This is a genomic window from Sediminibacterium soli (assembly GCF_009939225.1).
Classification (GTDB): domain Bacteria; phylum Bacteroidota; class Bacteroidia; order Chitinophagales; family Chitinophagaceae; genus Sediminibacterium; species Sediminibacterium soli.
The window spans coordinates 383,539-400,318 of the sequence record NZ_JAACJR010000006.1 but is presented as its reverse complement, the minus strand read 5'-3'; the positions used below and the strand labels follow the sequence as shown (position 1 = coordinate 400,318).

At 51.2% G+C, this 16,780-nt stretch carries 21 protein-coding genes and 1 other RNA gene; 10 read left to right on the top strand and 12 right to left on the bottom strand.

Annotation, left to right across the window (positions count from 1 at the left end):
• The first annotated feature begins 135 nt into the window (after window positions 1-135).
• Entirely contained in the window at window positions 136-513 is a 378-nt protein-coding gene (locus tag GWC94_RS05725) for a response regulator (RefSeq protein WP_161834071.1), read from the top strand.
• On the opposite strand, the gene GWC94_RS05720 is transcribed toward GWC94_RS05725, so the two are convergent.
• Genes GWC94_RS05720 through GWC94_RS05700 form a run of 5 tightly spaced genes read right to left on the bottom strand, consistent with a single transcriptional unit; the run spans window position 510 to window position 2,021 of the window.
• Window positions 510-722, bottom strand: a complete 213-nt coding sequence (locus GWC94_RS05720) for a hypothetical protein (protein ID WP_161834070.1) — start codon at window positions 720-722, stop codon at window positions 510-512. The genes GWC94_RS05725 and GWC94_RS05720 overlap by 4 nt on opposite strands.
• 30 nt (window positions 723-752) lie before the next feature.
• A complete protein-coding gene (locus tag GWC94_RS05715; protein WP_161834069.1) occupies window positions 753-956 on the bottom strand; it encodes a hypothetical protein in 204 nt (67 codons plus the stop codon).
• A 17-nt stretch (window positions 957-973) separates the two neighbouring features.
• Window positions 974-1,186: a hypothetical protein gene (locus GWC94_RS05710; protein ID WP_161834068.1), complete on the bottom strand. Its 213-nt coding sequence runs from the start codon at window positions 1,184-1,186 to the stop codon at window positions 974-976.
• 1 nt (window position 1,187) lies between these two features.
• Complete coding sequence (locus GWC94_RS05705) at window positions 1,188-1,646, bottom strand: META domain-containing protein (RefSeq protein WP_161834067.1); 459 nt, start codon at window positions 1,644-1,646, stop codon at window positions 1,188-1,190.
• Between the two features lie 30 nt (window positions 1,647-1,676).
• The gene (locus GWC94_RS05700; protein ID WP_161834066.1) at window positions 1,677-2,021 is read right to left on the bottom strand and encodes a peptidase associated/transthyretin-like domain-containing protein; all 345 of its coding nucleotides are present in this window, start codon (window positions 2,019-2,021) and stop codon (window positions 1,677-1,679) included.
• A gap of 239 nt (window positions 2,022-2,260) precedes the next feature.
• On the opposite strand from GWC94_RS05700, the gene GWC94_RS05695 reads away from it, so the two are divergent.
• Window positions 2,261-2,623 carry a YraN family protein gene (locus GWC94_RS05695; RefSeq protein ID WP_161834065.1) on the top strand — a complete coding sequence of 121 codons (363 nt, stop codon included), beginning with the start codon at window positions 2,261-2,263 and terminating at the stop codon, window positions 2,621-2,623.
• A 69-nt stretch (window positions 2,624-2,692) separates the two neighbouring features.
• Here GWC94_RS05695 and GWC94_RS05690 read toward each other — a convergent pair whose 3' ends face one another.
• Window positions 2,693-4,009, bottom strand: a complete 1,317-nt coding sequence (locus tag GWC94_RS05690; RefSeq protein WP_161834064.1) for an alpha-L-fucosidase — start codon at window positions 4,007-4,009, stop codon at window positions 2,693-2,695.
• A 374-nt stretch (window positions 4,010-4,383) separates the two neighbouring features.
• Here GWC94_RS05690 and GWC94_RS05685 point away from each other — a divergent pair, with 374 nt between their 5' ends.
• From GWC94_RS05685 to GWC94_RS05675, 3 genes are all read left to right on the top strand, one after another.
• Window positions 4,384-4,947: a sigma-70 family RNA polymerase sigma factor gene (locus tag GWC94_RS05685; protein ID WP_161834063.1), complete on the top strand. Its 564-nt coding sequence runs from the start codon at window positions 4,384-4,386 to the stop codon at window positions 4,945-4,947.
• A 6-nt stretch (window positions 4,948-4,953) separates the two neighbouring features.
• Window positions 4,954-5,172: an anti-sigma factor family protein gene (locus tag GWC94_RS05680; RefSeq protein ID WP_161834062.1), complete on the top strand. Its 219-nt coding sequence runs from the start codon at window positions 4,954-4,956 to the stop codon at window positions 5,170-5,172.
• 64 nt (window positions 5,173-5,236) lie between these two features.
• Complete coding sequence (locus tag GWC94_RS05675; RefSeq protein ID WP_161834061.1) at window positions 5,237-5,695, top strand: acyl-CoA thioesterase; 459 nt, start codon at window positions 5,237-5,239, stop codon at window positions 5,693-5,695.
• Between the two features lie 65 nt (window positions 5,696-5,760).
• Here GWC94_RS05675 and GWC94_RS05670 read toward each other — a convergent pair whose 3' ends face one another.
• Both GWC94_RS05670 and GWC94_RS05665 read right to left on the bottom strand, forming a co-directional pair.
• The gene (locus GWC94_RS05670) at window positions 5,761-5,961 is read right to left on the bottom strand and encodes a hypothetical protein (protein ID WP_161834060.1); all 201 of its coding nucleotides are present in this window, start codon (window positions 5,959-5,961) and stop codon (window positions 5,761-5,763) included.
• Between the two features lie 319 nt (window positions 5,962-6,280).
• A complete protein-coding gene (locus GWC94_RS05665) occupies window positions 6,281-7,273 on the bottom strand; it encodes a fatty acid desaturase (protein WP_161834059.1) in 993 nt (330 codons plus the stop codon).
• 142 nt (window positions 7,274-7,415) lie between these two features.
• On the opposite strand from GWC94_RS05665, the gene GWC94_RS05660 reads away from it, so the two are divergent.
• The 3 genes from GWC94_RS05660 to GWC94_RS05650 all read left to right on the top strand — a co-directional run bounded on the left by GWC94_RS05660 (window position 7,416) and on the right by GWC94_RS05650 (window position 9,741).
• Window positions 7,416-7,847, top strand: coding sequence for a hypothetical protein (locus GWC94_RS05660; protein ID WP_161834058.1), 432 nt, complete (start codon window positions 7,416-7,418; stop codon window positions 7,845-7,847).
• A gap of 132 nt (window positions 7,848-7,979) precedes the next feature.
• Window positions 7,980-9,023, top strand: coding sequence for a Gfo/Idh/MocA family oxidoreductase (locus GWC94_RS05655; protein ID WP_161834057.1), 1,044 nt, complete (start codon window positions 7,980-7,982; stop codon window positions 9,021-9,023).
• A gap of 43 nt (window positions 9,024-9,066) precedes the next feature.
• Window positions 9,067-9,741 carry a DNA alkylation repair protein gene (locus tag GWC94_RS05650; RefSeq protein ID WP_161834056.1) on the top strand — a complete coding sequence of 225 codons (675 nt, stop codon included), beginning with the start codon at window positions 9,067-9,069 and terminating at the stop codon, window positions 9,739-9,741.
• A 105-nt stretch (window positions 9,742-9,846) separates the two neighbouring features.
• Here the strand turns inward: GWC94_RS05650 and fsa are convergent, their stop codons facing one another.
• The 3 genes from fsa to GWC94_RS05635 form a co-directional block, all read right to left on the bottom strand.
• Window positions 9,847-10,497 (bottom strand): fructose-6-phosphate aldolase, encoded by a 651-nt coding sequence (fsa, locus tag GWC94_RS05645; RefSeq protein WP_161834055.1) that lies wholly within the window; start codon window positions 10,495-10,497, stop codon window positions 9,847-9,849.
• Between the two features lie 64 nt (window positions 10,498-10,561).
• An RNA gene (ffs, locus tag GWC94_RS05640) (signal recognition particle sRNA small type) lies at window positions 10,562-10,661 on the bottom strand.
• A gap of 150 nt (window positions 10,662-10,811) precedes the next feature.
• Window positions 10,812-12,080, bottom strand: a complete 1,269-nt coding sequence (locus GWC94_RS05635; protein WP_161834054.1) for a type IX secretion system plug protein — start codon at window positions 12,078-12,080, stop codon at window positions 10,812-10,814.
• A gap of 143 nt (window positions 12,081-12,223) precedes the next feature.
• Between GWC94_RS05635 and GWC94_RS05630 the strand changes: the two genes are divergently transcribed.
• Complete coding sequence (locus GWC94_RS05630; RefSeq protein WP_235918467.1) at window positions 12,224-13,492, top strand: ABC transporter permease; 1,269 nt, start codon at window positions 12,224-12,226, stop codon at window positions 13,490-13,492.
• Between the two features lie 52 nt (window positions 13,493-13,544).
• Here GWC94_RS05630 and GWC94_RS05625 read toward each other — a convergent pair whose 3' ends face one another.
• On the bottom strand, window positions 13,545-14,261 hold the full coding sequence (locus GWC94_RS05625) for a TrmH family RNA methyltransferase (protein WP_161834053.1): 717 nt from the start codon (window positions 14,259-14,261) through the stop codon (window positions 13,545-13,547).
• A 5-nt stretch (window positions 14,262-14,266) separates the two neighbouring features.
• On the opposite strand from GWC94_RS05625, the gene tamL reads away from it, so the two are divergent.
• Window positions 14,267-16,645: a translocation and assembly module lipoprotein TamL gene (gene tamL, locus GWC94_RS05620; RefSeq protein WP_161834052.1), complete on the top strand. Its 2,379-nt coding sequence runs from the start codon at window positions 14,267-14,269 to the stop codon at window positions 16,643-16,645.
• Window positions 16,646-16,780 lie beyond the last annotated feature (135 nt).

Here is a 16,780-nt window from a genome sequence, read left to right as displayed (position 1 = left end):
GAAGCGCTGGGCTGCCGATCGCTGCATGCAGGCAGGTGCTGGTAACCCCACCATTCCGCATACAGGAATTTTAAACCAATGCTTGGCCAGATTGGGCATGGAAGATATATTTGCTGATACAGCAGTTAGCAAGACATGGCGGCACGTATTCTTATTGCAGAAGACAATCCCATTAACCAGAAGCTCATTGGCCTGCTATTCCAGAAAGCAGGTATCGAACCCGTTATCGTGGGTGATGGATTACAGGCATTCCACGCGGCCTGCAGCCAACCCTTCGATCTTATTTTTATGGATGTGATGATGCCTGAAATGGACGGCATCACCGCCACGGAACAGATACTGGCCAATGCCACCGACTGGAAGCAGCCCGTGATCATTGCCATGACGGCCAGCATGGATGAAGAACAGGAGCAGGAATTGCTTGCCGCCGGTATGAAAGATCATCTCAACAAACCTTTCACCTTACAGGCCCTGCAGGACACCCTGGCCAAATGGCTGCCCGAAGGGCGTTAAACAATACTGTATTTATCGAGGATACGGTTTACCTTCTCTTTCAGGTCGGCCGGACAGTTCGTATTGAACAATACATGCGGTGGCTGGGTACCGATATGGTAACACTGGCTTGGCTTCAGCTGTTTCCCGTCCACTGTCACCAGTTCCCCGTCGAGCGCTTCCAGTTCTGCAAGCAACCCTTCATTCCAGTTTTTGTCTACCGAATGCATAACCTTCTTTTTAAGCGTTTATCCCCTGCCTTATTCACCTTTTGATTCGGCATCGGCGTCCCGCAGCTCGGCGCTGTCGAGATGTGTTTCTTCCTCGCTATAATCGTCGCCTCGCAGCGATTCGTTTACCTGGTTCTTGGGGCCTGTGTCCTGTGTGGAAGTGGGCTTGCCCTTACTGGTTTCTTTTTCGCCGGCTTCCTGCTGCGCTTTGACAGCCTGATCAGATTTTTTCATGGTCATTCGTTTTAGCGTTAGAACATACGGTGCTGTGAAGAAGTGTCTGTATGGTACCGGGAAGAATCCACGGGATACAGACCCGAATCCGGCGGCGGTGCATGCGGCGGCGGTGCATGCGGCGGCAGCGTATCGGCTGCTATCGCCGTTCCGCCGCCCTGGCTTTTCTGTTTGCAGGAAAACATCGCTGCAGACAAAACAACGCAGACTATCGTTAGCGTCGTTTTCATCTTACACGGTTTGTTTTCCCGGCGCTTTGCGCAGCCATTTGGAAACAGGCGTCTGGTCTACCATCAGCCACAGCACACCTTCTTTGATCCGGTACCGCTCCACCCGCAGCAGGTTGAGCAGGAATTCCTTTTCGTTATATCCTTCACAAACGATCCTGGTGAGGTTGATCTTTTCGTTGAAATGCAGGGTATCTCCTTTCAGTAAAAAATTTCCGTTGATCCGGTTGCAACCGGTAAACCCCGTGAACGTTCCATTTCTGAGATCAAAACGCAGGGTGGGTAGCTTACCCGTGGCCGTATCGGAAGCCAGTACCGGTTGTAAGAACCATTCGCCCGAAAGGGTTGGTCCGCCCTGTTTTTTTGCCGGCGCAGCATGGGCATGTCTCACGCCGATAACCAGCGGATGCCACAGGGTGGTGGCCATGATCAGGCTCATAACGCCGAGCAAAATGTATTTCATAGGAAAAGTTTAGGTCAACAATGCATTTCCCTACCACAGCGGCGCGCTGCTTTTTTTCGCTTTTTCCAGGATGATCTCCCCTACATTGGTCTCGGTGCCTTCAAACACTTCCACGCCGGTGCGTACCGTCTGTCTATAGGGAGAAATGCCCTCTACCACCAGCGTACAGGTGCCGGGTTTGACACCGGTAACCTGGAACACACCGTTCTGTATACCAGACCGGAGCGTATCTTTTGCGGTAATCAGCCAAACCTGGCTTGCCCCATCTACCGGGGTCACGCTTCCTTTAACAGACCCCAGGCGCTGGGGGCTGAACGCAAACAAAACCACCGCCGCCAGAGACAGGAAAATCGCTGCGAAATAGGTCTTTTTCATACAATCGTTTTTACTAATTGAACAATGCCGTTGAACAATATCCGCCACTTTTTGCGGCCATCGGGTTTTCGTTCCTTACTACCCTCCTTCCCGCATAAATGATACCACGCTTTCCCACAGGCGGCATTGTGGAATTCATTGCCCAAAACAGGCAAAAACAAAGGAATATCAGCAGATCGTTACCGCGCAAAAAAGGCACGATGCTTGCGGGGTATATATCTTCAGCAAAACCCGGGCATATGCAGACAGATCCGCTTAAAGAAGAGAAACTGGAATTACGTGTGGCAGGCTGGCTTACGGAGAAAGGCTTCCTGCTTATTAAACGCAACTGGGCCTACTGCCATGGCAAGATCGATATCATTGCCTCCCGGTTCGGACGGCTGCATTTTATCGGTGTTACCACTAAGTCCTATCATCCGGTCAATACCATTTCGGACGAAGGCATTACCCGCCGTAAAATGCTGTCTTTCCTGCAGGCATCCCAGCAGTACCTGCAACGCTACCCGCAATGGAAGGATGTGATGATCGATATACTTACGGTGACGATGATCGGCGAAGAACCGAAAGACTGTACCCTTACGGGCAATGTAAAACTTACGTAAACAGCAACCGCGGAACGGTTTTGCCGTTCCGCGGTTGCATTTGTTTGTTTCCGATCGGAAAAAAGAGGGTTAGAACCGCAGTTCCACGATTGTATCCACCTCGTCGGGCGCTGTCTTATCCAGGTAGACAAAAATACCTTCGGCCTGCTGTTTAAACTGCAGGGCACCACCGTTCATCAGCGATACCGCGGTCACTTTTTCTTTTACCTGCGGGAGTAAGATATAGGACTGCTGCGGTTTGCGCAGCACATGCGCATACCAGGTTTTTTCTTTGGCGGTAACCACGCCCCAGTCCTGCGCCGGTAACACAGCGCCCCTTGTACCATAAATACTGCTGCCGTATTGCTGCATCCACCTGCCCATTTTTGCCAGCGTATCGGTAAACTCGCGCTGTATCACACCGTTGGGCATCGGACCCACATTCAGCAGGAAATTGGCGTTGAGCGCAGCGGCATTCACCATATAATGGATCAGGGTTTTGAAGGATTTGAATTTGCGGTCGGTCATATTGTACCCCCAGGCATCGTTCATGGTTTCGCAGGTCTCAAGCGGCAGCTGCGAAACGCTGGCACCGCCAAAACCGGTGGTGTTGCCACCCGGCAGGTCTTTTTCAAAAGCCTGGAAATCCTCTCCGGGTATGGGTGCCAGGTGGTGGTTATTGGAGATCAGGCATTGCGGCTGCAGTTTATGGATCAGCGTGTAGATCTCGTTGTAATGCCAGTTCACTTTTGACTGCAGCGTTTTGTCGTGGTCGTTATCCAGCTGGTCCCAGTGACCATCGAACCATATACCCGATATCTCGCCGTAGTTTGTCAGCAATTCTGTCAGCTGCGCTTTCATAAAGGCGATATAGCTTTCCCAATTGCTTTTGCCGCTCCTGCCGGTGCCTTTTCCGGTCTTGCCCGTCTCCCACTGGTAATCCGAACGGTACCAGTCGAGCAGCGAGTAATAACAGAATAATTTAATCCCCTGTTTGTGGCATTCCTCCGCCAGTTGTTTCAATGCATCCTTTGCATAGGGCGTATTGGTGATTTTCCAGTCCGATTGTTTGGTGTCCCAGTTACTGAAACCGTCGTGGTGGCGTGTGATGAATGTAATGTATTTCATACCCGCATTCTTTGCGGTCTCCACCCATTTCTTTGCGTCGAAATCCTGGGGATTGAATACGCGGATCAGGTTGTTGTATTCGTTTACGCGGATATTGCGGTTGTTCATCACCCATTCTCCGCTGCCCAGCACGCTGGAGGCGCCCCAATGGATGAACATGCCGAATTTCATATCCTGGAACGCTTTCCTGGCAGCAAGGTTATCGGCGGTGGGTGAATAGGATTGGGCACTGGCAGTTGCGCATACAGCGCAGAGCAGAATGGACAGCAAGGATTTCATATAGGCAGGTTTGGTTGTAAAATCGGCAAAAGATAAACAGAAATTCCATCAGGTGGAGACGGATTCCATATAATGGAAACCCCTGTGAAAACAGGGGTTGGACCAAAACTAACTGCTATATGAAAAAAAATATCCTGTGTTCAGCGTCTGCGCGCTTTGAAAAAAGCCGAAAGCGGTTTGTGAACCACCATCACCATGGCGGTGACCGCGCCCAGCATCATCCATACAAGTATAAACCGGGGTTCCATGATTTGTTTTGTTCAAAGTTCCGCCAGGCTATCCACAGCAGCATTACAGGAATCGGGATAAAAATTGCATAATTCCCACTTTTCGGCAACCAGGCAAGCCGGGGGAAATGTGTATTTTCACGATGTATGGCACACAGTCTTCATCCACAGGAATGGGTTACCCAATACGCCGATGCATTGTACTCGTATACACTGCCGCGTGTGAACGATCAGGCGCTGGCGCAGGACATCGTGCAGGAAACTTTCCTGAGCGCCTGGAAGGCAAGGGAGGGCTATAAAGGCGAGGCTTCCGAAAAAAACTGGCTGTTCGCCATCTGCAGGAACAAGATCATTGATCATTACCGCAGGAAATCGACGGATATCATGGTGCATATCGACCAGGACAATACCGAAGACCGGTATTTCGGAGAGCCGGGTCACTGGAACCAGCAGGACGAACCTGCCGACTGGCGCAATGCCGCCGACGGGGAAGTTGAGCGCAAAGAATTCTACCAGGCTTTTGAAGGCTGCCGCAAGAAACTGCACGATGCGCAGCAATCCGTTTTTGCCATGAAGTACCTCGACGACCTGGATTCTGCCGAGATATGCAAAACACTGGGCATCACCCCATCCAATTACTGGGTGCTGATGCACCGTGCCAAGCTGCAACTGCGCAACTGTCTCGAAAAAAACTGGATCAACCCCAAATAACGCAAGATGCATTGTAAAAAAGCCACTTTCCTGCTGTCGAAAAGAGAAGAGAACAAACTCACCTGGCTGGAACAGGTGCAGTTAAGAACGCACCTGGGACTTTGCGGCGCCTGCAAACATTTTGAAAAACAGACGATGATCATCACCTGTCTTGTCAAAGAGATCAGGCAGAAAGAAACCCTGCCCGAGAATATCAAGCAGCAGATACAGTCGCAGTTGCGGTAACCCTAATTCATCTTTACGATCTGCCGGTGCGTGCTTCGCCCTGCTTTATCGCTACCTTAGTGGCATGAACCATTACAGCAAACCCATACAGGTACGGTGGAGCGATCTCGACCCCAATTTTCATGTACGTCATTCGGTGTACTACGACTGGGGCGCATTTGTGCGTATTGCGCTGTTAACGGAATCCGGGCTTACACCGGCAGAGATGATGAAGGCGCAGATCGGCCCTATCCTGTTTCGTGAAGAATGCATTTTCAAAAAAGAAGTGCATTACAACGATTCGCTCGAAATGACGGTGGAGATAACCAAAAGCACCCGTGACGGCGGTCGCTGGACGATGGTGCACGAGTTATGGAAGAACAAAGAAATACGCTGCGCCGTGCTTACGGTGGATGGCGCCTGGATGGATGCGGTCAAAAGAAAACTGGCCGTACTCCCCGATCATTTCAGGGAACGTTTTGCGCATTTTCCGCGGTCAGCGCAGTTTGCGTGGACAGAAGGGAAAACCGGATCGGGAGAATGAGAAAACCGACCTGGTGGCTGAACCATCCTGTCGATATTCCCAACCCGGTGTGTGCCATCGATCCGTTACAGACCGTAATGAGCAGCCAGACTGGCTGTTTTCATTTTACGGCGAAGGTTCCACATATCCACCGCGCCAAAGATCCTGCTTTGCGTTTTTGGATTACGGATCACATTGCTTGCCACTGTTTCTTTTACTTCTTTTACCAGTGCTTTCAATTCATTTGCTTCTATCCGGACAATAGAAGGCATAACATTACTAGTCATAATATTTCTCCTTTTTAATATTAAGTTGTTGTATGAGCGCGGAACAGGGGGAAACCGATTCAATCGTTAGAAAGAGGCTGTATGATCACATCTCCTGTTGAGATAACTGTGTATATAGATTACACGCTCATTATTTCAGGGTGCAAAATTACATATTTGCTGCTTAGCAGGCAAATACAATCGCAAATAATGTGTTAAATGGTGGACCGGGACGATGAGCGGCGTCAGTCGTCAGTATGGAAACCGGGACAGTTGCCGTTATTGTGTTGTCGGGAGTTGTTTTTTGCCTGTTCCGGGGTTTTTCAGCGTATATCCGGTGTTACTGCTCTATCAGTTCCATATCGGGTTTTGACTGGTCGCAGAGTTTGACCTTGCCACGGTTGGAGCGGATCACGCGTGAGAACAGGGATATTTCTTTATCGAAGAGAAAACGGAAGAAAAGTTTTGTCCAGGAGGTATGGTACGACAGGGTATCATAAAATGCGGGGGCGCTTTTCCTGATCTGCGGCAGCCTGTTCCAGGGCACGGAGGGAAAATCATGGTGTTCGTTGTGATAACCCACGTTGAAAGCCACTTTGTTGAGCACGCCGTAGTAACTGTAGGTTTCCTGTTCCCCGTGTGTAAGGTAGTGTTCCTGTATCCATCTTGCACCGAGTGGGTGCAGACCCACCGAAAAGAAAAAGCTGGCTACGAAAAACGCGATGCCCTTGAGCCCGAAGAACCAGACAATGGCAAAAGCGACCAGTATCTGCAGCGTCCAGTTGAGCGCTGTCCATTTATCAAACGGTTTGATCTCTTTCAGTCTGGGCATGCGAAACAGCTGAAAGAACGGATAGAACAACAGCCAGATCACTTTCCCGATAAAAAAATTATTGATGAGCTTGGCCTCCCAGTAATTCGGAAGATCGCCATCCAGCTCGTGTATTCCCTGAAAGGAATGATGTTTGATATGGTATTTCTCAAACGATATGGAACTGGGAAATAACAGCGGGAAATTGGCCACCAGACCCGCCAGCCTGTTGGCTGTACGGGTTTTGAACACCAGGCGATGCGCGCATTCATGTATCATCACAAACAGCGCATGATCGGCAAAAGCGCCAACTGTATAGGCAACAACCAGCACCACCCACCAGGGCTGGTCCGATACCATCCAGCAGGCGGCCAGCTGGATGCCCACCAGGCCCAGGATGGCTGCAAAAGTGTAAGGGTTCTTACCGATCAGTTTGCGCATTTCCGGGCATTCGCGAAGGATTTCCTTGGTACGCGTTCGATGGGGCTCACAGGTCTGTACCTTTACAAATTCGTTTTTCATGGTGCATGCTATTCTGCTAAAGATAGCCGGCAAAACAGTATAAATAGAAGAAAATCTGTGAATTATGTAAATTTTCTGTGAAATGGTATAAAACCCCGACCCGCTAAACACACTAACTATGCAAAGGATTCGACCAACTGATATGAAAAAAGCAACCATACCCCTTGTTGTGTGCGTACTGTTGTCTGTGTATGGATGCAGTACCCGGAAACTGCCCCCGGGCCCGACCGGTCTTTACCAGCTCGAAGGAGACTGGCAACTGGTCAGTACCACCGATGACGACAGCGCGCTGAATGGAACTGTAATATCGGTGGATCCCGTTACAGCGGATGGTATGATCACGGTGTTGCAGAAGAACAGGTATTGCGTAAGACCCACCGATGTGATGTGGAAAGAGCTCAGCACTTCGGCCGGTTCGGGTCAGTTCAAAGCCGGCTGCCTGGTGAGCAGCTGCATCAGCGGTCTTGAATACAAACCCGCCACACTGCAGCTGCTGAACAACGAGGTGAGGCTTACCGGCACCAATGCCTATGGTAAATTCCTGCTGCAGACATGGCGCCGCAGGCCAAAATAAACCGGCATACATCCCTTCCCCCTTTTGAAGGCGGCCGTATGGCCGCTTTTTTTCGCAGCAACACTGTCTGCGCAAAAATTCAGCGCTGCCGTATTGTCTCCCTGACTTAATTTTATCGCGAATACAAAGCTTATGTCCGCTATCAAAACCGCTGTGCTCTCGTTTGGCTTATCAGGTAAAGCTTTTCATGCACCGTTTATTCATTTACATCCCGGATTTGAACTGACGGGTATCTGGGAAAGAACCAAATCCGATTCGGCCGCGGTTTACCCCGGCAGCAAAATATACCGCTCACTCGAGGAAGTGCTGGGCGACGAAAGCATTGAACTGGTGGTGGTGAACACCCCCACCGCAACGCACTACGACTATACCACCAAAGCACTCGAGGCGGGTAAACATGTGGTGGTGGAAAAAGCCTTTACCGCCACGCTTGCGGAAGCCTACGCGCTACAGGCACTTGCAGAAAAAAAAGGAAAGAAGATCTCGGTATTCCAGAACAGACGCTGGGACAGCGATTTTAAAACCGTTACCAGCATCATCCGGGAAGGCTGGCTTGGCGAGATCGTGGAGGCGGAATTCCATTTCGACAGGTTTAAAGACGAACTCAGTCCCAAACCACACAAAGAAACACCGGGGCCCGGCGCTGGCATCCTGAACGACCTGAGTCCGCACCTGATAGACGGCGCACTCTTTCTCTTCGGCATGCCTTCTGCCGTATTTGCCGATCTCAGGATCACGCGGCCCGGTTCGCAGGTAGACGATTATTTCGAGATACTGCTCTACTACCCGGCGTTGCGTGTACGGCTGAAATCGGGTTACCAGGTAAGGGAGCCTTTACCCGCGTTCAGTGTATTCGGACGCAAGGGCAGTTTTCTCAAGAGCCGCGCCGATATACAGGAAACGGAACTGGTGGCGGGCAAAAAACCCAATCTTACCGACTGGGGCACAGAACCCCAATCCGAGCAGGGACTGCTGCATACGGAAAAAGATGGAAAGCTCATCCGCGAGAAGGTACCCACGCTGCAGGGCAATTATTACGATTACTACGATGGCGTATACCAGGCATTGCGTTACGACAAACCCATGCCGGTGACCGTGCAGGATGGCATCCGTGTAATGGAGATCATCGAGGCGGCGGTAAAAAGTCATACCGAAAAAAGGGTGATCGACCTGTGATGGTATTTACCCATATGTTACCCTAAAGAAGCAGGCGTATTCCATGCATACATACCTGGTACCCATCACCCGCGCGTTCCGGCAAAACGCCAACGCGGCAAATGCTGCGGGCGCAGAAGCCTATCTGCTGAACCAATTTACTTTCTTCGGGTTGAAAACACCCGGGCGGAGGCGATTGTGCAGGGAGCATTACCGGCAATACCCGGTATCCGGTCTTACGGAGCTGGAAGCCATTGTAAGGGAATGCTTCGCGCTTCCGCAACGCGAGTACCAGTATTTCGCCATCGAACTGTTTGCCTGGCATAAAAAACAATGGAACGCCTCTGTTATCGGGCTTATGGAAGAATGCCTGGTTACCAAAAGCTGGTGGGACAGTGTGGATCATATTGCCAGCGAATGGCTGAACGATTATTTCAGGCTGTATCCTGAAAACATCGGAACGGTAACCGGTAAATGGAACCGCTCAGCCAATATCTGGCTGCAGCGCAGCAGTATCCTGTTCCAGAAAAAGTTCAGGAAAGACACGGATACGGAATTGCTTACCAGGTACATACTCCATTGCAGCCGGTCGAAGGAGTTCTTTATCCAGAAAGCGATCGGCTGGGCCCTGCGCGAATATTCAAAAACAGATCCGGAATGGGTGAGCCGTTTTGTACAGCAGCATCCCCTGCCTGCACTAAGCATCCGCGAAGCAATAAAAAGGATAGAAAGGGAATAAGAACCGCAAAAAAAAAGGTTTACCGGGTACCTGTACAGATGCCGGAGCATCGTACTTTGTACCCGGTAAACCGTAAAATCATTTCCGGTTATGCAACCGGTCGGTTTACATTTTCTTTGCGTCTTCGAGGAACTTCGCAAGACCGATATCGGTCAGGGGATGTTTCAGCAGACCGAGGATCGAGTCCAGCGGACAGGTGCAAACATCCGCACCGAGTTCCGCCGCTTTGATGATATGCAGCGCGCTGCGGATAGAAGCCGCGAGTATCTCGGTTTTAAAACCCTGTATATCGTAGATATGACGGATCTGGCCGATCAGTTCCATACCATCCCAGCCGCTGTCGTCGATACGGCCGATAAAAGGTGATACATAGCTGGCACCCGCTTTTGCGGCCAGGATCGCCTGTCCGGCAGAGAATACCAGGGTACAGTTGGTACGGATACCGTTATCGGTAAACCATTTGATGGCTTTGACACCGTCTTTGATCATCGGAACCTTCACCACGATATTTGGATGGATCGCGGCGAGTTTTTTACCTTCTTCCACCATGGTGCTGAAATCGGTGGACAATACTTCAGCGCTGATATCGCCGTCCACCATCTCACAGATGGTCTTGTAGTGATTGGCGATGGCTTCCTCGCCTTTAACGCCTTCTTTGGCCATCAGGCTGGGATTGGTGGTAACACCATCGAGAATACCTAAATCGTTTGCTTCCTTGATCTGGGCGAGATTACCCGTGTCGATGAAAAATTTCATGAATGCGGTTTTGGATGTCAGATATGCTGACCGCGGAATGGATCATCCGCGGATAAAAGAAAAAAAATGGCAGGCTACTCACATCGCACCGCTACAACCGCCTATCCTTGCTGCATTCCTGCCCTGGGGAGGTTCAGCAGGAGCTGGCCGTGTAAGACCTGCCGGGCGCAAAATTAAGGGAATCGGGATGATTGAACAAGGAATAAATTGAACAAATGAACAGATGAACAGATGAACAAGGAATAACGAATATCGATCGGAGGGGGAGCGGAGGTAGGCCGTGAAAACATCTCCATGTCGACCTCCCTCCCCATTCATCGCGCAGCCCTCGAATTCACCGTCACCATACCAACCAGTTCATCATGCCTGGCGCTGAAGGGGCGGTTGTAGAAGAGGATCGTGTATTCGTTTTCCGTTTCCCAGTAATTCCCTTCGGTTACCGAGGGATCCAGTCTGGCGTACTGGTTACGGGCATCCTTTGTGGCGTAATAGTAGCTGTAGTAGCCCTGTTTCAGCATCAGGCTTTTTCGATACATACCGGCAGAGGTGTCATACACCATCCGCGAGGTATCGCCGGCGCGGTTACCCGTCAGCTCGCCGACCAGGTACACATCCTTTCCCGCGTATGGCCGGTTGGCCCGGGGCACAAAACTGAATTGCACATTGGCATAGTCGCCCTGCCACCAGGGATTGACCGATTCGGTGGTGCTTATCTCATCGTACCCGTTGCGATCGCTGAAATACATATAGCGCAGGTCGTTTCGCTCCATATCCTGCTTCACCATAATGTCATTGGGAGCGGAACGCCGGTCAACACTTTCCATCCTGTCGGTAAGAAACCGAAAACTCCGCAGATCCACCCAGCGGTATTCCTTGCCGGCAAAGAAAATGCAGTCGCGCTCACCGTTGTAATCGTATACATTTCCCCTGATAAATGCCGGTTGGATATCCTTTACCGCCTCATTCCATTTGTTGTTCTGCACCACCACCGCTTTCACCTGCTGCGGGCTGAGTATATTCAGTTTCTGCGTATTAACAGAGAACTGCACTTTCTGGTGGGTGCGCAGGTATTCGTTGTTGAAAGGCTGCTGCACGCTGGCGCCGATCAGCACCTGCTGATCCAATACCAGCAGGCGTTTGGTAAAAGCAAGTTTGGCGGTATCGTTATCCAGGAAAACTTTCAGGAGGTAGTTACCCGCTTTGGCTGGCATACAATTCCTTTCAGGTAACAAAGCCTGGTAATGCACATATTTTGTTGCAGCAATCGAAGATACCCGGTACTGCGACAGCCGATTCTGTAAAAAGCCCTTGATCTGGTCGAATATATTCACATCGGCCGGTGCCCAGTCTGCATTGCACAACTGCAGCGTGTAATAAAAATTCCGCGGGTAACCCGTCAGGTCATCAAAATGCAGCTCGAGCTGCTCGGCCGAATTCAACACCCATACCGGCAGGCTCTGCTGGTTGTTCTGCTGAAACAGTTTGGGGGTACGGATACCGGCCATATACACCTGGTCGGGCAAACGCTGGGCAAAAAGCCCGAGGGATAAAGCACCCAGAACAATCACTAACGCACAACGCATGGGTAAACTTACGATAAACAGAAATAGCACAGCGGGGCAACCGGGGATCAGGAATGGTGAATATTGAAATTTGACAGGCCGTTAAGAAATGCCATGGCGGAATTTCAGGATTCAGGTGCAGCAAAATTCTCAAATACAGACCCATGTCGTTAGTTTTGCCTGAATCAACCCCTCTCCATTTGAACCTGGCCTTTCATATTGCGAAACGCATTGCTTTTACCGGTCAGCGCTCTTTTTCGAGGTTCATCATCAGGCTGTCCGTTGCCGCCACGGCGCTGAGTGTGGCCGCTATGATACTGACCATGGCGTTTGTGAACGGGTTTCAGCAGACCGTTTCGCAAAAAGTATTCAGTTTCTGGGGGCATATCAGGGTGCAGGGATACGAGCCCGGTAAATCGCTGGTGGCCGAAGAAAACCCCATTGCCCGGAACGATACTGTTGAAACCATCATCAGGCAGCAACCGGGCATCCGCAATTTCCAGGGTTTTGCCACCAAGTCTGCCGTGCTTGAAAAGAACAAAGAGATCGAAGGGGTGCTGCTGAAAGGCATCGACCGGAATTACGACAGCAGCCAGTTGCACGCATACCTGCTGCAGGGGCGCTGGCTCTGTTTTGATGATTCGTTATACAGCAGGGAACTGATGGTTTCGGCGCAGCTTGCGGCCCAGCTCGATATCCGCCTCGGGGATACGGCAACCGTTTATTTTATTTCGCTGAACGACGGCAACAGAACCTATCGCAAACTGCGGGTTGCAGGTATCTATAAAACAGGGATCGAAGAGTATGATAAATTGTTCATCATCGGCGATCTGCGTCTGCTGCAGCGCGTAAACAGCTGGGACCCCGACCAGATTGGCGGGTACGAAATTTTTCTGAACGATTACCGCCGGATAGACACGGTCAACAAACAGCTGTCTGACCAGCTGCCGCTGCAATGGGAAAGCCGGAGCATACGCGAAGTGTTTCCCAATATATTCGACTGGCTGAACATCCAGGACGTAAACCGCAATGTGATCTTTATCGTGATGTCGGTGGTGGCCGTTATCAACCTCATCACCTGCCTGCTGATCCTGATCCTGGAGCGGACAAGAATGATCGGTATCCTGAAAGCCGTGGGTGCCGGCGATGCGCTTATTCGGAAAATATTTCTCTACCAGGCTACGGCGATCACTATCCGCGGTATCGGTATCGGGCTGCTGGCCGGTCTCGGACTGGCGATACTGCAGCAGCAAACCGGTTTTATCCGGCTCGACGAAAGTTCCTATTATGTGGCTACCGCACCGGTGAGCATTATCTGGTGGCAGGTGCTGGCCATCTGCACGGCCACCGCGCTGGTTTGCTACCTTGCACTGATCATCCCCACCCTGCTGGTAAAAAGAATAAGTCCGATAAGGGCCATACAGTTCCGCTGATCCCCTTACCATTTCGGCCATTCATCACTGATCATTGGCAATCGCCCCTATGTTATACGATATGCGACAGGATTATACCCGTTGCCACCGCGGCATTCAGTGATTCCGCCCCTCCTATTCTGGGTATGGTAATGGGATGCGTGACCAGCGGCAGCAATGCCGGTTGTATGCCTTTGGATTCGTTGCCGATCAGCAGGATGCCTTCACTGCGTTTTCCAGAGACATACAGGTTCTTACCGTCGAGCAGCGCGCCCAGCACCGGAACCCCGGCGGCAGACAAAGCGGTTTCGAGCTTGCCGTACCAGACGGTGACCCGCAGAAAGCTGCCCATGGTAGACTGGATTACTTTGGGGTTGTAGCAGTCAACCGTATCCTCGCTTGCCATGATCTGCCCGATGCCAAACCAGTCTGCAATTCGGATAATGGTACCCAGGTTACCCGGGTCCTGTATGCCATCCAGCGCCAGTGACAGCCTGCCCTTCCACAGCGGCAAACGCGGGGGTTGCTTCTGTTCAACCACCGCCAGCACCTGGTTGGGGCTGGCCTGCCCGCTGATCCTGGCCAGCTCGTCGTCGGTAACCTGCACGGCTTCAACGCCGGGATGGCCCCGGATCCAGGCTTCGGCCGCATACAGTTTTCTGATCCGGAAATCGCTTTGCAGCAACTCATCCACCAGCTTTACGCCTTCTGCAAGGAACAGTCCTTCCTGCAGTCTTTGTCTTTTCTGGCATAAAGATTGAATATATTTGACCTCATTCTTGCTTAACATCTGCTATGGATTTTACCTGTTACAGGCGAACCTTTTCTTTCTTACTGCTACTCTCCATCCTGGCAATGATCAGCGCATGTTCCGTTACAACCAGCACCAGGGTGAAGGAGTATCCGGTTGGAAAACCTTTTGTTTTCAACAACCGGATCGAACTCACCGGCAGTATGTCCAAAGATGAGAAAAATCGTTTACTCACAGACCTGGAGAATTACTGGGACGACAGCGCACAGGCAAGAAGACTGCAGCGGCCTGGGTTCTTTTACATGTATCGGTTACAAAACCCGCCTGTTTTTGATACGGCCAATGTTACGCGATCGGTCAATTATATGAACGCCTATCTCAACGCGCAGGGTTATTATTATGCCACGTATAAAGACTCTGTGCGGATAGACACCGTAAAAGACCAGCTGCGTACCAACCTGATCATGTACATCGATGCCGGCAAGAACATCAGCATCGATTCGGTTTCCTTCAATCTTGCAGATTCCAACCTGCAGCGGCTGACAATGGAACAAAAAGAGCATACGCTGCTGGTAAAGGGTAAGCCTTATTCGAAAGACATCATCAACAGCGAACTCGACAGGCTGGTGAATTTTTACCGGCAGAACGGGTATTACTTTTTTACACGCGAGGATATCTATGCACTGGTCGACAGCATCGACGCCAATCTGCTGACACTTACGCTGGATCCTTTCCGACAGGCCCAGATCATTGCGGAAGCGGCAAGAAACCGGCGCATAGATCCCAAATGGGATATCACCGTCATGCGCAAAGCTTCTGCGGATACCAATAAACTGGTTCAGTATTATGTTGGCAAAACCTATTTCTATCCCGAAAGCAAACTCGCCGAATCGCCCGACAGCCTGATCAAAAGACGCGATTTCCGGGAATCCACCAGACGCGGTATCGTGATGCGCTATAAGCAAGGCAAATTCCATTACCGGCCGTTGCGCGAACACAGCTACCTGCGCACGGGCGATCTGTACAATGAAGCCAATTATTTCAAAACCATCAATACGCTGGGCCAGCTGGGCGCCTGGCAGCAGGTGGATGGCAAAGCCGTGCCGAGGGGCAGGGATACGCTCGACCTGTATTATTTTCTGATCCCCGCCGTCAAGCAGAGCTATACGCTGGGACTCGAAGCAAGCCGTAACACCGCAGATATCGGTCTTGGCAATCTCTGGGGCTTTACCGGCAATATCGAATACACCAACCGCAATGTGTGGAAGGGAGCGATACAATCGCTCACCACATTCCGCACGGGTGTGGAGCTGAATATCCTTACCTCCAACCAGGACCCGCTGGTGCAGACATTCCTCATAGGACTTGGACATACCTATTCCTTTCCCAGGCTGATACAACCCTTCAGCCGCTGGCGGGCGCTGAACAGGCTTGATAACAAAAGAACCCTGTTCTCCATCAACGGCTCGTATGTTGACAGGCGTGAGTACTACCAGCTCCGCTCACTGGTGACCAACTGGGGATACGAATGGAAAAAAGGCAATAACGTATGGCTGTACCGCCCGCTGAACCTGGAGTTCTATGCCCTCGATAAACTGGCCAAGCTGGATACGCTGATCAAACAGAACCCCTTCCTGAAAACCTCTTTTAACGAGGGACGCATCATCAGCCAGAGCGTGTCGCTGCTGCGATCGGTAACTTCTGCACGAAACCCCAGGGCAAGTCACCGCATCCGTCTCAGCCTGGAAGAAGCCGGCGGACTGTTTGGCCTGATACCCGGGCTGCAGGATAATATTTACCGGTATGTAAAAGCGGAGGCCGAGTTTACCAGGATGATTAAGTTCCGCAGAACAGAACTCGCCTGGCATTTGTTTGGCGGTGCAGGCTACAGTTACGGAGGCGATACCGCCACCAACCAGACCATGCCTTTCTTCAAACAGTTTTCGGCGGGCGGACCGTACAGCATGCGTGCCTGGGGTTTGCGCCAGCTGGGGCTGGGCAGTTCCACGCTGGCTGAGCAGGATACCGCCAAGAACAGTTACCGCGACCGGTTCGGGGATATGCGTTTGGAAGCCAATATCGAATACCGTTTCCCCATCACCACCATCGCCGGCGCACAGGTATCCAGTGCTTTGTTTGCCGATATCGGCAATGTATGGAATGTAAAACGCAGCGATATAGACCCGATGGCGGCATTCTCGTTTTCCAATCTCTACCGCGATCTGGCCGTAGGCGTGGGAACGGGTATCCGTATGGATTTTTCCTATTTCCTGATCCGTGTTGACTGCGGTTTCAAACTGAAAGACCCGCTCAGACCCACCCCCGGCGGCTGGGCCAACAGCATCAGCTGGAACGAATACAGAACCAACGGACTGAAAGTGAATAATTACGCCATCCAACTGGGAATAGGCCTGCCATTTTAGTGATGCACGTAAGGCGTGAAGCGTGAAACGTGAGTTGTCATGAGTTATCGTGAGTTGTCTTGAGAAGAGTCCGTAGTCGGCATGAGTATGTTTTCACGCTCCACGACCGATCAGCCATCCCCCTCCGATCGATAT

Bases quoted from the DNA above. Each gene is read 5' to 3' on its own strand.
- GWC94_RS05650 (WP_161834056.1), top strand. From the start codon at position 9,067: ATGCATACATACCTGGTACCCATCACCCGCGCGTTCCGGCAAAACGCC.
- GWC94_RS05710 (WP_161834068.1), bottom strand. From the start codon at position 1,186: ATGAAAACGACGCTAACGATAGTCTGCGTTGTTTTGTCTGCAGCGATG.
- fsa (WP_161834055.1), bottom strand. From the start codon at position 10,497: ATGAAATTTTTCATCGACACGGGTAATCTCGCCCAGATCAAGGAAGCA.
- GWC94_RS05725 (WP_161834071.1), top strand. From the start codon at position 136: ATGGCGGCACGTATTCTTATTGCAGAAGACAATCCCATTAACCAGAAG.
- GWC94_RS05715 (WP_161834069.1), bottom strand. From the start codon at position 956: ATGAAAAAATCTGATCAGGCTGTCAAAGCGCAGCAGGAAGCCGGCGAA.
- GWC94_RS05670 (WP_161834060.1), bottom strand. From the start codon at position 5,961: ATGACTAGTAATGTTATGCCTTCTATTGTCCGGATAGAAGCAAATGAA.
- GWC94_RS05685 (WP_161834063.1), top strand. From the start codon at position 4,384: ATGGCACACAGTCTTCATCCACAGGAATGGGTTACCCAATACGCCGAT.
- GWC94_RS05675 (WP_161834061.1), top strand. From the start codon at position 5,237: ATGAACCATTACAGCAAACCCATACAGGTACGGTGGAGCGATCTCGAC.
- GWC94_RS05660 (WP_161834058.1), top strand. From the start codon at position 7,416: ATGAAAAAAGCAACCATACCCCTTGTTGTGTGCGTACTGTTGTCTGTG.
- GWC94_RS05690 (WP_161834064.1), bottom strand. From the start codon at position 4,009: ATGAAATCCTTGCTGTCCATTCTGCTCTGCGCTGTATGCGCAACTGCC.
- GWC94_RS05720 (WP_161834070.1), bottom strand. From the start codon at position 722: ATGCATTCGGTAGACAAAAACTGGAATGAAGGGTTGCTTGCAGAACTG.
- GWC94_RS05705 (WP_161834067.1), bottom strand. From the start codon at position 1,646: ATGAAATACATTTTGCTCGGCGTTATGAGCCTGATCATGGCCACCACC.
- GWC94_RS05680 (WP_161834062.1), top strand. From the start codon at position 4,954: ATGCATTGTAAAAAAGCCACTTTCCTGCTGTCGAAAAGAGAAGAGAAC.
- GWC94_RS05630 (WP_235918467.1), top strand. From the start codon at position 12,224: ATGTCGTTAGTTTTGCCTGAATCAACCCCTCTCCATTTGAACCTGGCC.
- GWC94_RS05695 (WP_161834065.1), top strand. From the start codon at position 2,261: ATGCAGACAGATCCGCTTAAAGAAGAGAAACTGGAATTACGTGTGGCA.
- GWC94_RS05655 (WP_161834057.1), top strand. From the start codon at position 7,980: ATGTCCGCTATCAAAACCGCTGTGCTCTCGTTTGGCTTATCAGGTAAA.
- GWC94_RS05700 (WP_161834066.1), bottom strand. From the start codon at position 2,021: ATGAAAAAGACCTATTTCGCAGCGATTTTCCTGTCTCTGGCGGCGGTG.
- GWC94_RS05625 (WP_161834053.1), bottom strand. From the start codon at position 14,261: ATGTTAAGCAAGAATGAGGTCAAATATATTCAATCTTTATGCCAGAAA.
- GWC94_RS05665 (WP_161834059.1), bottom strand. From the start codon at position 7,273: ATGAAAAACGAATTTGTAAAGGTACAGACCTGTGAGCCCCATCGAACG.
- tamL (WP_161834052.1), top strand. From the start codon at position 14,267: ATGGATTTTACCTGTTACAGGCGAACCTTTTCTTTCTTACTGCTACTC.
- GWC94_RS05635 (WP_161834054.1), bottom strand. From the start codon at position 12,080: ATGCGTTGTGCGTTAGTGATTGTTCTGGGTGCTTTATCCCTCGGGCTT.